Raw genomic sequence first — 14,532 nt, 5'->3', positions numbered from 1 at the left:
TATATTTTGCCGTCAACGAGTTCATTTTTAACACATAAATTATATCCACATGAATATTATCAAAAATCTAATCATACTTTCAATCGTTTTAATCGCAGGTAAAGCATCTGCACAACAAATCACTACTGCTGAGTTACAAGTAACCGGTTTAACCTGCTCGATGTGTTCTCAGGCCACTGAAAAGTCTTTGAGAACTTTGGATTTCGTGGATGCAATTGAGCCGGATCTGAATAAAAACCTGTTTGCCATTACTTTCAAAAAGGATAAAGCGGTTAATATCGACCAGATCAGAAAAAAAGTCGAAGATGCAGGCTTCTCTGTAGGGAACTTAACTGCGGTTTTCAATTTTAACAATACTAAAGTAGACGATAAAGGTCTGGCGACTGCCGGAGCCAATGTTTACCAGTTTTTAAATCAAAAAAGTCAGACTTTAAACGGTCCGGTAACGGCAACGGTTGTCGATAAGAACTTTATCTCAGGTTCAGCATTTAAGAAAAAAGCAGCACAACTGAAGTCTGAGGCTTATGCAAGTGGTTCAGGTCTGGTAAATGGAAAAAAAACACGTATTTATCACTTAAGCATTTAGTAGCAGCGCATGAGATTTCTTAAATTTTTACTGGTACCCATCGCTGTTGCGGTAGGTACCACTGCTCAGGCCCAGGAATTATACGTGTTTTCTGAACCTGCCAGCAATATGCCGGCAAAGTCTGTCGGGTTTAGGCTAACCAATGAAGGTAGGGTAAATCCTGATTTTACCATCAGGACAACTCCGGAGCTAATGTTTGGGTTCAATAAGAACCTGATGGTGCATGCACAGGGATTTTTGTCTAATATGGATGGCAGCTATAAGGCAGAAGGAGCTAGTTTATACGCCAAATACAGGTTCCTTTCTATCGATGATATGAAGCGCCATTTCCGTGCTGCCGCATTTGGAAGGATCAGTACCAGCAACAGGCATGGTCATTCGGAAGACATCAATCTGGAAGGGGATAATTCAGGGATTCAGGGAGGATTGATTTTTACTCAATTGCTACATAAACTGGCTTTATCTGCCACATTGAGCTACTCTAAAGCTTTTGACAACCACAATGAACAGATGATGAATAAGCCAGATCAAATGCTGGGATACAGCCTTTCTTCCGGGTATCTGGTGTTGCCTTTTGTCTATAAGAATTATAATCAGCCAAATTTCAACCTTTATTTCGAGGTATTGGGTAAAACTAATCCTGAAAACGGAAGGTCTTATGTGGATCTGGCACCTGCAGTTCAGATGATCATCAACAGTAGAACACGTATAGATCTGGGTTATAGATTCCAGGCGGCAGGAAATATGGCCAATCGTTACAACAAGAATATGTATATGGTCAGGGCGGAATTTAACTTTTATAATGTGTTAAAATAATTCGCGCAGGCTATTTCTTATCATAGATCAACAATCTGCCTTTTTAATCGTTATACATTTGTAAATCATTAATATATAAATTATGAAAAAGGTATTTTTATTGCTGGTTGTACTTTCTATCAGCGTTGCGTCTTTCGCACAAACTAAATGGACAGTTGATCCAATGCACTCTTTTGTGAACTTCTCTGTAGGTCACATGGGGATTTCATTTGTAGATGGTTCATTCACCAAATTTGATGGGACTATCGAAGCTGAAAAATCGGACTTTGTAAATGCTAAAGTGAAGTTCACAGTAGATGTAAACAGCATAGATACTCATGTAGAGCCTCGTGATAAACATTTGAAATCTGATGATTTCTTTAATGCAGAGCAATTTCCAACCATGACTTTTGAGGGTAATTCTTTCAAAAAACTGAAAGGAAATAATTATGAATTGGCGGGTAAACTGACCATTCGTGACGTTACTAAAGACGTAAAATTCAATGTGGTTTTCGGCGGAACACACACTGATGACAAAGGGATAACGAAAGCTGGTTTCGCAGCCAACACTACTGTTAACCGTTTGGATTATAACATCAAGTTTGATCCTACAGGAATGGGTGTTGCTAAAGACGTTAAGATCTCTTTAAACCTGGAATTTGTACAGGCGAAATAAGGGTTGTTATTTTTAACATCAGTTAATTATATTCTGGACAAGGGTAGTCATCAAGAGGTAAATCCTCGTTTAAGAATGTACTACCCTTGTTCTTTTACCACTATCCGTGTTTTTAGATGCAATCATTCTCTTTTGATTTCATCGCATTCTTCATTTTATTGCAAAGATTTCTTCATTTTATTACCATGACAAATTTATCTCAATTCCGGACTTTTAGTCAGCATTTACCTCTGCAGGATTACTTAATGCCCGTTTTATTTATGGGTCACGGTTCTCCTATGAATGGGATCGAAGACAATGAATTCAGTGCAAAATGGGCAGAAATGGCTCAGGATATTCCCGTTCCAACGGCCGTTATTGTCGTTTCTGCCCATTGGTTTACTAAAGGAACACACTTAACGGCCATGGATTTTCCTGCTACAATTCATGACTTTGGAGGCTTCCCACAGGCTTTATTCGATGTGAATTATCCTGCTCCGGGGAGCCCTGCTCTGGCTTTAGCAGCTAAAAAGCTGATTACTAGTGTGGAAGTTGGGCTGGATCACGATTGGGGATTAGACCATGGCGCCTGGACGGTATTGAGGCACATGTATCCGGAAGCAAATATTCCTGTACTGCAGCTGAGCATTGATTATACGAAGGATGCGCGTTTCCATTATGAGCTGGCCAAAGAGCTTTATGAGCTGCGGAAAAAAGGTGTGCTGATCCTTGGCAGCGGAAATATGGTGCATAATCTGAGCATGATGAGCTGGGAAATGATCAATGGAGGTGGTTACGATTGGGCTTTAGAGATCAATGATCAATTTAAACGCCTCATTTTAAGCAATGAGCATCAGCCTTTACAGGCCTATCGGACGCTTGGGAAAGCGGCTATGCTGGCGATTCCTACACCGGAACATTATCTGCCGCTGATGTACACGTTAGGCTTAAAAAATGATAAGGAACCGGTCTCCCTTTTCAACGATAAGGCTGTTGCGGGCTCTTTAACCATGACCTCTGTAAGGATCGGTTAGGCTGCATAATTAATCCGGGGAATTATGTTACGGACCTCCTGGTGACCGATGAATTTCAGTCACTGTTCCTGTTACATCAGTTTTTTCAGCCACTTTAACACCCATCCTTTCTTCTCATAAGGGGGATAGATCAGGTTACTCATTTCCAGTTTGGATTGAAAAACAACGGCTCTTTCATGAGAAAATGTTTTAAATCCGTATTGCCCGTGGCAACTACCCAATCCGCTGCCATTTACCCCTCCAAAAGGTAATTTTGGGTTGCTGATGTGGATCAATACATCGTTTACACAGGTTCCTCCGGCGCTGGTATTTTTGATAACCTGCTGAACCTGTTTTTTATCCTGACTAAAGATGTAAAGGGCTAAAGGTTTGTCCATTTTGTTGATCAAAGAAATGGCTTCTTCTATGGTTTTATATGGGATAACGGGTAATACAGGGCCAAAAATCTCTTCCTTCATGATGTTCGCGTTTTCTGGTATACCAGTCAGAATTGTGGGCATAATGGTTTGCGTAGATTCGTCTGCCTTGCCGCCGTAAGGAGTTGAAGCGCCTTTGTCTACTGCGTCAGTAATCAGCCCCTCAATGCGGTCAAAGTGCCTTTTATTGATAATTTTAGCGTAGCTGTTCAGGTTGAGCGTTCCGGATTCCGTATAGAACATTTTGTGGACCGCAGCTTTATATTTTTCGATAAATGCTTGTTCCAATGATTCATGAATTAGGATATAATCGGGCGCAATACAGGTCTGACCGGCATTAGTAAGCTTCCCCCAGGCGATTTTCGAAGCCGCAGTGTCCAGATTAGCCGTTTCATCAATAAGTGTTGGTGATTTACCTCCCAGCTCCAATGTTAAGGAGGTCAGGTTTTTGGCCGCGGCTTCCATAACGATCTTTCCAACAGCAGTACTTCCTGTAAAAAAGATGTGATCAAAGGGCAGGCTCAGCAGGTGAGTTGAGATCGATGCGTCTCCCTCAAAACAGCAAACTTCCGATTCATCAAAGCATTTTTCAATTATACGGCAGATGATGGAACTGGTTTCAGAACTCAGTTCTGAAGGCTTTAATATGGCACAATTCCCGGCAGCTATTGCCGAAATTAGTGGCGCCATCATCAACTGAAAAGGGTAGTTCCATGGTGAAATAATCAGGCAAACACCCTTTGGCTCGTAATAGATCCTGTTTTTTGCCGTCAGTGCGGTGATCGTTTTGCCGACTTTCACCGGGCGCATCCAGTTGCTCAGGTTCTTAATCGCGAAATCGATCTCACTGTAAATAAAAACGACTTCAGTGATCGCCGACTCAAACTCGCTTTTCCTTAGGTCGCTTTGTAAGGCCGAATAAATTTCTTTTTCATGGGCCTCGATGCTACTCTTTAAAGCATTTAATTTATTAATTCGTTGCGTCGCATTGCTATTTCTAAGTGTATATTTATGCGTTTGCTGTGCTTTAAAAACGGAGTTAATAGTTTGTATCATAAATACCTGCTAGGTTATGCTAATAAAAGGACCTCCTTTGAGGTTACTAAATATACAAAATGAAACGCGCTTATACTCAAATTGCTTTCCCCGTATGTAAATATCATAGCGGGAATTAAGGTGCCGGTCTGAGGGATGACCAGTTGATGGAATTCCTGTAAATTGATCTTATAGAAGAAAACTAATGAAAAAAGGATTACTGGTTGTTTTTGCGGTTATTTTCTGCTGTGGAATGGGTTATGGTCAGACGCTAAAAACCGGGGTACTGGTGATTGGCAATGGGAATAATGCGCTTGGGGCCAGTTTCCAATCGGCCAATTCTGGCGTAAAGACCACCTTGCTGATGGAAACCGAAGATTTCGAACTCAGCCTTGGGGATGCTGCTCAGCAACGCATGGCTTCCGGATTGGAATTGCGCCTTTGGGATAAACTAAAAGCTGCCGGGGGGATTAAAGGCAGCAGCAGAGAAATAAGGGACAGCAGTAGCCTGAAAGTAGACCTGCAAAAGGTAAGTGCCTTGCTCAAATCCTGGGACGACAGTAGTAAAAACTTAACAATCATTAGAAAAGCAAACTGGTCAAAATTGAAGAGATCTGGCAGAGGCTGGACGGTTCAGTTCAATGATGGGAAGACTTTAAAAGCACAAATGCTCGTTTATGCGGGAGATCCGGCGAGGCTAAAAGAAATTTTAAAACTCAAAGAAGGGCTGACGCTTGAGGAGGCCGGACTCTTGAATGAAACCGGCGGATTGCAATGGAAACCGCTAAACTACAACAAGCTGATTTATAGAACGAGTGTGGCTTCCGGCTTCAGTATGGACCACACCAGAGCCAATATCCTTTCTCTATATGACCTGCTGGTTCCGGGGCAGGAAGATCTCATATGGCTCAATCCAACCCGGGAAAGTATTGCTGCCGGACAGGCAGCAGGGGCTACGGCCGCTTATCCTGTGTTTTTTAAGAGAAAAGACAACATTCCAAATTTAAAAGTGATTCAGGGAGAGCTGATCAATCATCGTCTTTCGTTGATCCCATTTGGCGATATCAGCCCGGCAGACAGCAGTTGGAAAGCAGCCCAGTTCATTGGGTTATCTGGCTTTCTGAAAGGGACATTGACAAATGGGGAATTCCGGTTTAATCCCGGTCAAAAGGTGAGTACTCTTGAAATAAAAGCCCCGATTAAGGAATTTTACTACAAATCCCAGATCTGGTTTGACGATTATACGGCCCCGGAAATGACCATTGCGGCAACGCTGGACCTTGTTTGTAAGGTCGGGAATAAAGCCCCTGTAACCACTTTGGCCGAAGTAAAGAAAAAATGGAAAACGATATACCGGTTTAGTACCGAATTTGATCCTGAACGCGTCATTTCCCGCAGGGAATTTGCCTTGTTGCTACAGGATTACCTTAACCCTTTTAATGTAAATATTGACCCAACAGGCCGGGTGGTCAGGTAATGCCGGTCTGAATTACCAAAACAAACAAAATGAAAAAAATAATTACCCTATTGTTACTTACTGGTACTGTCGCTCAGGCGCAACAAAACCCAACCTTAAGTGTTGAAAAGATCATGCGCGACCAGAAATGGATCGGTGTGGCCCCGACAAACTTCCGTTGGTCGGCCGACAGTAAAGTCGTGTTTTTTGACTGGAACCCTGAAAATAAAGAGAAATCTGAAGGTTTTCAGGTTCAGGCTGCGTCTTTGAAAAGAGAAAAGTCTGAAGAGAAAGCGAAGATAGCAGCCATTGGTACAAACTATATTTATTCGGATGACCGTACCATGGGAATCGTTGAAAAAGCCGGCGATTTATACCTATATCACCCAAAAAAGAGGACCGAACAACGATTGACACGTACCATAGAAAGGGAAGTTAATCCTCGTTTCGGGAAAGATGGAAGGGTGGTTTTTCAACGTGGTGACAATCTTTTTGCGCTGAACCTGAAAAGTAATGAAATCAGACAGCTGACGAACTTTGTCAAAGGAAAAGCTGGAAATGTTGGAGATAAAAACAAGGTTACCGTCCAGAATACCTGGTTAAAGGACGATCAGTCGGATCTTTTTGACATCATTAAGAAGAGGAATGCAGCAGGAAAACCAACAAGAGGAAGGATCGTTAACATCAATCCTGAAAAAGCGGAGAAAACATTAAGACCGATTTATCTGGAAGACAAGTTCCTGAGCGGATTGGTGGTTAGTCCGGATGCCAGATTTGTGAGTTATAAGCTAGTCAGCCCTGCTGTAGGCGGTGTAAACACGATTGTTCCCAATTACATCACAGCTTCGGGATATACCGAAGATATTGCCGGAAGAACTAAAGTTGGGGAGCCATTGCCAACCTACCAGCACTATATTTATGATCAGGAGCGCGATACCGTTTATAGCGTCCATACGGAGCAAATTCCGGGAATAAAAGACCTTCCTGACTATGTGAAGGACTATCCTAAGCAACTGGCCGGGCGTCAAAAGAAGAACGAAGACCGTCAGGTAAATCTGGACGGGCCGTACTGGAATGAGTCCGGAACGGCTGCAATCATGATTGCCGATGCGCAGGACAATAAAGATCGCTGGATTTTGAAGCTGGATGCCGCTACAGGAAACCTCAGCATTATCGACCGGCAAAGAGATGAGGCCTGGATTGGTGGCCCTGGCATTGGCTGGGGAAATGTTGGCTGGGTAGACCAAAACCGCTTTTATTTTCAAAGTGAGGCCAGCGGATACAGTCATTTGTACCTGGCAAATATCGCCACTGGCGTAAAAAAACAGCTGACTTCCGGCAATTGGGAGCTGCAGAAACTGGACCTTTCAAAAGACAAGAAAACCTTCTATATCACCGCAAATAAAGACCATCCCGGCATCACGCATTTTTATAAGCTGGATGTAAATGGCGGCCCACTGGTGCAATTAACCAGTATGAAAGGTGGAAATGAAGTAACGCTTTCGCCGGATGAGCAATGGCTGGCCATCAATTATTCCTATATGAATAAACCATGGGAGCTGTACATTCAGGCCAATAAACCGGGTGCAAAGGCCATTCAGGTGACCAATTCAAGCTCCGAAGAGTTCAAAGCATACCAATGGAGGGAGCCAGATTTGGTTTCGTTTAAAAACCGTTACGGTTCCGACGTCTATGCGAGAGTTTATCCGGCTAAAAATCCTCATCCGAACCGTCCGGCGGTAGTTTTTGTACATGGGGCAGGTTATTTGCAAAACGTACATTACTGGTGGAGCCAGTATTCGAGAGAGTATATGTTCAACAATATGCTGGCGGATAACGGATATACGGTGATCGACATCGATTATACGGCGAGTTCTGGCTATGGCAGGGATCACCGGACCGGTATTTACAGGCATATGGGCGGAAAAGATTTAACCGATCAGGTAGATGGCGTGAAATTGCTGGTGGAGAAATATAATGTAAATCCGAAGCATGTTGGCTTATACGGCGGCTCGTACGGCGGCTTTATCACCTTAATGGCCCTATTTAACGAACCTGAGGTGTTTGCCAGTGGTGCGGCACTCAGGTCGGTTACCGATTGGGCCCATTACAATCATGGCTATACTTCAAATATCTTAAATGAGCCTTTTAATGATGAACTTGCCTATAAACGCAGCTCTCCGATCTATTTTGCCAAAGGTTTGAAGGGCAATTTACTGATGTGTCATGGCATGGTAGATGAGAATGTGCAGTTCCAGGACATCGTCCGACTTTCGCAGCGCTTCATTGAGTTAGGTAAAGAAAACTGGGAACTGGCGGTTTATCCGGTTGAAGATCATGGGTTTGTGGAGCCTTCCAGCTGGACAGATGAGTATAAACGCATCTATAAACTGTTCGAAACGACTTTAAAAAAGTAAATAGAGGAAAACTAATATTAAATAACTATGTATAGATTTTGTCTATATGAGTATCAGTATTAAGTATCTGTTATCTCTTGAAATTGGTTGCATTTCAGGGGATATAGCCTTACCTTTGCGGTACGAAATTTAAAAAATAAAAACTATGATTAATATAGGTCAACAATTCCCGTCATTCTCAAAAACTGCAGTAGTTAGTCTCGAAAAAGGTAAAGAATTCGAAACAATTACTTCAGATTCTTTAATCAACGAAAACAACCAATGGACTTGTATGTTCTGGTGGCCAAAAGATTTTACTTTTGTTTGCCCAACAGAAATCGCTGAATTTAACAACAACTTCAATGAATTCCGTGACCGTGATACTACCTTAATCGGTGCATCTACGGATTCAGAATTCGTTCACGCTGCATGGAGAACTCACCACGATGATTTACGTGATTTGAAATTCCCAATGTTAGCAGATACTTCTAAATCTTTAGCTGAAGCTTTAGATATTTTAGAGCCAAACGAAAAAATCGCTTACCGTGCTACTTTCATCATCGATCCTCAAGGTATCGTTCGTTGGGCAAGTGTAAATGATTTAAGTGTTGGTCGTAACGTTAAAGAAGTAATCAGAGTACTGGATGCTTTGCAAACTGACGAACTTTGCCCATGTAACTGGGAAAAAGGTCAAGAGACTTTAACTGTATAATTTTACTGTTTTATCCTAAGAATCCCTGTAAAATGCATTTTTGCAGGGATTTCTTTTACCCAAAAATTTATTTATCATGACAGCAGCAACAGAAACCATTCAGGAATTATTAGCCGTAGTAGGTCTTGAACCAGATTACAGAAACGAAAGCCTTACGCTTTTAGAAAAAGGTAATTCAAGATACGTACGTGATTTAAAATTAAACTTAAGCAGCACTTTTACCTCAAATCACATGAGTGATAAAGAATGTGCATTAATCGCATTGAGCATTGCTGTAAATAACAACAATAAAGTGTTAACTGATTTCTTTGAGAAATTGGCGATCGCAAAAGAAGCAACAGTAGAAGAAATCGCTGAAGCAGTAGGTTGCGCATCTTTATTGGCATTAAATAACGTGTTTTACCGTTTCCGCCACTTCACTGGAAAAGAAAAATATACACAAATCCCTGCCCGTGTACGCATGCAGATTATGAGCAGCCCGGTTACAGGTAAAGAGTTTTTTGAGCTAATGAGTATTGCCGTTTCTGCCGTTAATGGCTGTGAAATGTGTGTAAATGCACATGAGCACTCTATTCTTGCTTTAGGCGCTACAGAAGAAAGAGTATTTGATGCGGTACGTATCGCTTCAATCGTTACTTCTGCGGGTAAAGTAATTTACTAAACCTATTTGTGCTTCGGGGGACGTAATTACTCCTGAAGAATTCTTAAAAAAGAAGCTTGACTATTCATCGGCTGAAACCTTTTGCGCTAAACAGCACAAAATTTTCAAGGCCGTTTCATAGCAAAGCTTCTTTTTTTATGCAATAAAGGTTCGGAATGGGGGTAATAGCCTACGCATCAGGAAAGGCTTAAAATATCGCAGCAAATTGGAAAGGCATTGAAGTTTCAAGAGAGGGAGCTGGTTAACAGCAAGATCAGTTAAAGCGCAGGCCGGCTAAGGCATCATAGCTTGAAACAGGAGTAGGAGAATATATAAAAGCAGAACTAATGCTTTGAAAACATTCGAATCTTTGCTGAAAAGCAAAGATTCGGGGATGAAAAGTTTAGTTCTGCTTTTTAAGGAGGTTAAGCGAGGTTCCTGCCAGCGTTTACAATACCATAAACGGTTCTGATCGCTAGTTTTTCTAATGATTGTAATTCTTCCTCATCAGCATTCTCGTTTTGCAACTGTTCTAAAGCGTAATGCTGGATCAATACCAATGGCAGTACAATCTTCTCCCTAACGGAAATAGAGCGCTTCTCAACAGGGTAATTCTCCATCAGGCTCTCATGGCCTGAAAGTTTCAATAACAATTCCTTAGACAGCTCAAATTCTTCGTAAAGAGTAGACCAGAAAGCGCCATATTCTTTGTCATTGGCAAAATACGCAGTGATCGCGAAATCAGACTTACTCATAGACATCATGCAATTGTCGATGATGGTTTTGAAATACCCTGATTCCTGATAAGTTTTTACCACTTTATCCCAGTTTCCAAGCTCTAACTGGCTTTTTAGTGCCGTTCCGATACCATAGAAGCCTGGAATATTCTGTTTCAGCTGGCTCCATGCAGTGACAAAGCTAATTGCCCTCAGGTCTTCCAGTTTCAAGGCACCTCCGGAGTTTCTCTTTACTGGTCTGCTGCTGATGGTAATCTTGGAAAGCAAGGTTAGCGGCGAGAATTTCTCCAGGTAGCTCAGGAACAAAGGATGTTGACGTAAGGCTACGAAAGCATCATAGCTTTCTGTTGCCATTTCATCCAGGAGGTTTTTATGTAAAGGATCCAGGAGAATATTGTGTTTTTCCTTCATCCCGGCAGAAATACCTGCATTGATCAGTTGCTCCATATTAAACTCGGCACTGTCAATAGAACCGTATTGAGAGCTGATACTTTGGCCCTGAACGGTAAGTTGAATGTTTTTATTGGCAATTTCTTTCCCCATAGAGGCATAGAAACGGTGTGTTTTACCTCCACCTCTGGAAGGAGGCCCACCTCTGCCATCAAAGAAGGCAAGTTGTATGTTATGTTTGTCGGCGGTAGCGGTAAGGGCTACTTTCGCATTAAAGATAGACCAGTTGGCCATTAGGTAACCACCATCTTTGGTACTGTCGGAGAAGCCCAGCATGATGTGCTGTTTGCCACCTCTTTTTTGTAAATGTTTCTTATAGAATGGATGACTATACAACGTTTCCATGATCTCCGCAGCATCTGCAAGGTCATGTACGGTTTCGAAAAGCGGCACGAAATCTATCGTTAGTTCCTCTTCCGTCCAGCCGTTATAAAGGAATAGCTCAATCAGTTGCAACACATCACTCGCCTGCTGGCAATTACTGATAATAAACCTGTGACAAGCCAATGCGCCATTGATTTGCTGGATTTGTTTAATCTCTGCGATGGTTTGCAGGGTATCTTCTGTTAAAGAATCCGGAGTTTCGGTATAATTTACCTTTGCACTTTTAAAGATCAGCGCATTGATCTTTTCCTGCTCATTTAAATCGTCATAATTTTCAGGATACAAGGTCGTTAAAGGCTTGCTCTGGCGACAATATGCGTGGACATCTCTCAACACCCTGCTGTCCTGGCGAATGTCTAAAGAGGCAAAGTGACTGCCATAAAGCTCAATCTTGCGGATCAGGTCAGAAACCAGGTCTGCAAACAGGCCGTCGTGGTCTTCTAAAAGTGTGGTTTTGATCTTGTTCAACCTTTCAATCAGGCTCCCGGAAATATCTTCAGTGGCGATATTAGGGTTAAATGCCTGTTCGTACAGGGTTTCCTGAACTAAGGCGATATTCTCTTCCACCCCTCTAAACGTAATGCGGCGTTTCAGGTTTCTAAAATCCCTGTAATAGCATCTGAAAAGGATCTGACGTAGCATTTTGGATACCTGAATGGTAGAATCAGTATGCACATTTGGATTCCCGTCACGGTCACCACCCGGCCAGAAGCCCAGTTCGATGATCTTTTTGGATTCCAGATTATAGTCGTTTAAGCTTTTGTCAATTTCCGATTGAATATTTGCGGCAGCAAAATAAAATACATTTTCAAGGTACCAGGCCAGGCTCAAAGCTTCATCTACCGGAGTCGGCGACTTCTTATTAAAGAATGGCGTTTTCCCCAGCTGCTGTAGCAACTGGTTAATGGTAGAAATATCGTTGGTTTTAATCGCTGTGGTCAGATCGGTAATGATAGAAAGCACACTCCCCGGGTAAAACTGGGTAGGGTGGGCAGTCAGTACCAATCTCAGGGAAAAGTCTTCAATTAGTTTCTCAATTTTTTCGGTTAAGGCCGGATTGTCGACCCCCTTCTTCAGATAAACAAGTAAAGCACTGTGTTCTTCATCTGCATTTAGTTTATTGAAGGAGGCATCTTCAACAGCATCAAACAATACCACCTGACGTTCGATGTATTGAATGAAGCGGAAAAGTAGGTCGATAATGTCTTTCTTAGAATTATTTTGGGTATACTTTTCAAAAAATGCATTAATGATTCCTGCTGGCGTTTCGTGGTTCTTGACACCATCTTCGCAATACTTAATGAAGAGCGGAAGCAAAGTTCCGGTGTCTTTTACTCTGTAGAAGGGAAGGGTTAGGAAAAGGCTGTTATAAAGTTCAAATCTGGAGACAACCTCATTGTTGAATACGGACTCTCTCTGGCCTTTCGCGCGTTGTTTCTGCATCATCTTTATGGTTCATTTTTTCGCGCTTAAGCTACCAAAAATGATTCGGAAATGGAGAAAGGGAGGCAAATTAATTTAATTGCAGTTCCGGGGGGAATTTATTAACTTAGATGCATAGAGGTTATACAAATTCCTTTTAAAGAATTGCTGAAACCGGGCGTATGCGCCTGAATGAAGCATAATTAATTGTTAATTTTTTGGGATTAAACAGCCGTTAAGATAAGTCTTAACGGCTGTTTTTTTAATGAATATCTACCGGAATGGCGACATTCTTCTTGAATTTCTGAAGATATAGCAATGGGATTGAGCATAAAAGCACCAATCCTGCCACCCAATAGGCGTCACTATAAGTCAGCAATAAACTTTGTTTCGTAACGGCACCTTCAATCGCTTTTAGTGCCAGGGATTTTGCATCCAGGTAATTGTACCCTTTCGACATGAAATTCTGGATAAAGCCATTGAAACGCTCCGTAAATGCAGGGTTATGCTCGTTCACATTGACCAGCAAATTGCTGCGGTGGAAACCCTGGCGCACGTGAATTAACGTGGTTAAAGCCGCAATCCCGAAAGATCCACCCAACTGTCTCATCATATTGTTTAATCCTGAGCCCTGTCCGATTTCAGCACCTTTAAGGTCCTGAATGGCCAGCGTCGTCAGTGGTACAAATAACAAGGCCATACCCACACCTCTGATCATCAGGGGAAGGAAGAAATCTCCTGTTCCTGACTGCAATGTCGAATTGCTCAACATCGTACAGAAAACGAAGAAAAGGAACATCCCAATGGTGGCCATAAACTGCGCAGGTATGTTTTTCTTAAGCATAATCCCGACAAAAGGCATCATGACTATAGTACATAATCCACCCGGGAACAGCAATTCTCCGGTTTGTAGCGGAGAGAATCCCAGCAAATTCTGACAAAATATCGGGAATACGAACACCGAGCCATACAACCCGAAACCTAAAATAAAGGAGGTAAACATGCCGACAGAGAAACTGCGGTGCCTCATAATCTTAAAATTCACAATCGGGTGATCTGTGCTTAATTCTCTCCAGATGAAGAGCAATAAACCTAAAACGGAAGCCACAGCCAATACGATAATGTAGGGTGTTGCAAACCAATCTTCACTCTCTCCTTTTTCCAGTAAAGTCTGTAAACTACCTACGGCAATCACAAGCAACACCATTCCCCACCAGTCTACCGGCAGTCCTTTTCCATCTTTTGGCGTCTCCTTCACAAAGGTGTAGGTACAATAGGCCGCCAGAATCCCGACGGGAATATTCACGTAAAAGATTAAAGGCCAGGAGCTGATTTCCAGTAAATAACCACCAATAGTTGGACCTACAGTTGGGCCTACAACGGCCCCCAGGCCAAACAATGCGGTGGCAATACCGATATCTTCCCTGGGCCAGGTTTCGATTAAGATGGCTTGTGCGGTAGAAATCAATCCACCACCCGCAAGCCCCTGAAGGATACGGAAGGCGATCAGTTCTTCCAGATTAGTTGCATTTCCGCAAAGGAAGGAAGCAAGGGTAAAGAGTACAATTGAAAAAAGGAAATAATTCTTGCGTCCGAAACGACTGCCCAGCCAGCCTGACATGGGCAGTACGATGACATTCGCCACCGCATAACCGGTAGATAACCAGGCCACATCTTCGAGAGTTGCGCCCAGGTTACCCTGTATCTGAGGGATGGCAACGTTCACAATGGTCGTATCAATCAGCTCCAATAAGGAGGCTGTGATTACCGTGAACGTGATCACCCACTTTTTTAAACCTTTCTCGGCCATCTTG

Annotated in this window: 11 protein-coding genes; 8 read left to right on the top strand and 3 right to left on the bottom strand. The window is 42.5% G+C overall.

The window, feature by feature from the left end; genetic code table 11:
- Positions 1-49: 49 nt before the first annotated feature.
- The 4 genes from OQX61_RS16685 to ygiD all read left to right on the top strand — a co-directional run bounded on the left by OQX61_RS16685 (position 50) and on the right by ygiD (position 3,070).
- Positions 50-586 (top strand): heavy-metal-associated domain-containing protein, encoded by a 537-nt coding sequence (locus OQX61_RS16685; protein ID WP_265842930.1) that lies wholly within the window; start codon positions 50-52, stop codon positions 584-586.
- A gap of 9 nt (positions 587-595) precedes the next feature.
- Positions 596-1,402: a hypothetical protein gene (locus OQX61_RS16680; protein ID WP_265842929.1), complete on the top strand. Its 807-nt coding sequence runs from the start codon at positions 596-598 to the stop codon at positions 1,400-1,402.
- Positions 1,403-1,484: 82 nt separating this feature from the next.
- On the top strand, positions 1,485-2,057 hold the full coding sequence (locus OQX61_RS16675) for a YceI family protein (protein WP_265842928.1): 573 nt from the start codon (positions 1,485-1,487) through the stop codon (positions 2,055-2,057).
- A 185-nt stretch (positions 2,058-2,242) separates the two neighbouring features.
- Complete coding sequence (gene ygiD, locus OQX61_RS16670) at positions 2,243-3,070, top strand: 4,5-DOPA dioxygenase extradiol (RefSeq protein ID WP_265842927.1); 828 nt, start codon at positions 2,243-2,245, stop codon at positions 3,068-3,070.
- 71 nt (positions 3,071-3,141) lie between these two features.
- Here the strand turns inward: ygiD and OQX61_RS16665 are convergent, their stop codons facing one another.
- Entirely contained in the window at positions 3,142-4,542 is a 1,401-nt protein-coding gene (locus OQX61_RS16665) for an aldehyde dehydrogenase family protein (RefSeq protein ID WP_265842926.1), read from the bottom strand.
- Positions 4,543-4,726: 184 nt separating this feature from the next.
- Here OQX61_RS16665 and OQX61_RS16660 point away from each other — a divergent pair, with 184 nt between their 5' ends.
- The 4 genes from OQX61_RS16660 to OQX61_RS16645 all read left to right on the top strand — a co-directional run bounded on the left by OQX61_RS16660 (position 4,727) and on the right by OQX61_RS16645 (position 9,746).
- Entirely contained in the window at positions 4,727-5,998 is a 1,272-nt protein-coding gene (locus OQX61_RS16660; protein ID WP_265842925.1) for a hypothetical protein, read from the top strand.
- Positions 5,999-6,027: 29 nt separating this feature from the next.
- A complete protein-coding gene (locus OQX61_RS16655; protein ID WP_265842924.1) occupies positions 6,028-8,394 on the top strand; it encodes a prolyl oligopeptidase family serine peptidase in 2,367 nt (788 codons plus the stop codon).
- Positions 8,395-8,539: 145 nt separating this feature from the next.
- Positions 8,540-9,085, top strand: coding sequence for a peroxiredoxin (locus OQX61_RS16650; RefSeq protein WP_265842923.1), 546 nt, complete (start codon positions 8,540-8,542; stop codon positions 9,083-9,085).
- Positions 9,086-9,161: 76 nt separating this feature from the next.
- On the top strand, positions 9,162-9,746 hold the full coding sequence (locus OQX61_RS16645) for a carboxymuconolactone decarboxylase family protein (RefSeq protein ID WP_265842922.1): 585 nt from the start codon (positions 9,162-9,164) through the stop codon (positions 9,744-9,746).
- A gap of 404 nt (positions 9,747-10,150) precedes the next feature.
- Here the strand turns inward: OQX61_RS16645 and OQX61_RS16640 are convergent, their stop codons facing one another.
- Both OQX61_RS16640 and OQX61_RS16635 read right to left on the bottom strand, forming a co-directional pair.
- Positions 10,151-12,742, bottom strand: coding sequence for a phosphoenolpyruvate carboxylase (locus OQX61_RS16640; protein ID WP_265842921.1), 2,592 nt, complete (start codon positions 12,740-12,742; stop codon positions 10,151-10,153).
- Positions 12,743-12,980: 238 nt separating this feature from the next.
- Complete coding sequence (locus OQX61_RS16635) at positions 12,981-14,528, bottom strand: DHA2 family efflux MFS transporter permease subunit (protein ID WP_265842920.1); 1,548 nt, start codon at positions 14,526-14,528, stop codon at positions 12,981-12,983.
- Positions 14,529-14,532: the final 4 nt, after the last annotated feature.

It is taken from the genome of Pedobacter sp. PLR (genome assembly GCF_026239675.1).
Classification (GTDB): Bacteria; Bacteroidota; Bacteroidia; order Sphingobacteriales; family Sphingobacteriaceae; genus Pedobacter.
This window is presented reverse-complemented; position numbering and strand designations above follow the sequence as displayed.

Coding starts and splice junctions, on each gene's coding strand:
- OQX61_RS16680 (WP_265842929.1), top strand. CDS start 596: ATGAGATTTCTTAAATTTTTACTGGTACCCATCGCTGTTGCGGTAGGT.
- OQX61_RS16650 (WP_265842923.1), top strand. CDS start 8,540: ATGATTAATATAGGTCAACAATTCCCGTCATTCTCAAAAACTGCAGTA.
- OQX61_RS16640 (WP_265842921.1), bottom strand. CDS start 12,742: ATGATGCAGAAACAACGCGCGAAAGGCCAGAGAGAGTCCGTATTCAAC.
- OQX61_RS16635 (WP_265842920.1), bottom strand. CDS start 14,528: ATGGCCGAGAAAGGTTTAAAAAAGTGGGTGATCACGTTCACGGTAATC.
- OQX61_RS16645 (WP_265842922.1), top strand. CDS start 9,162: ATGACAGCAGCAACAGAAACCATTCAGGAATTATTAGCCGTAGTAGGT.
- OQX61_RS16655 (WP_265842924.1), top strand. CDS start 6,028: ATGAAAAAAATAATTACCCTATTGTTACTTACTGGTACTGTCGCTCAG.
- ygiD (WP_265842927.1), top strand. CDS start 2,243: ATGACAAATTTATCTCAATTCCGGACTTTTAGTCAGCATTTACCTCTG.
- OQX61_RS16685 (WP_265842930.1), top strand. CDS start 50: ATGAATATTATCAAAAATCTAATCATACTTTCAATCGTTTTAATCGCA.
- OQX61_RS16675 (WP_265842928.1), top strand. CDS start 1,485: ATGAAAAAGGTATTTTTATTGCTGGTTGTACTTTCTATCAGCGTTGCG.
- OQX61_RS16665 (WP_265842926.1), bottom strand. CDS start 4,542: ATGATACAAACTATTAACTCCGTTTTTAAAGCACAGCAAACGCATAAA.
- OQX61_RS16660 (WP_265842925.1), top strand. CDS start 4,727: ATGAAAAAAGGATTACTGGTTGTTTTTGCGGTTATTTTCTGCTGTGGA.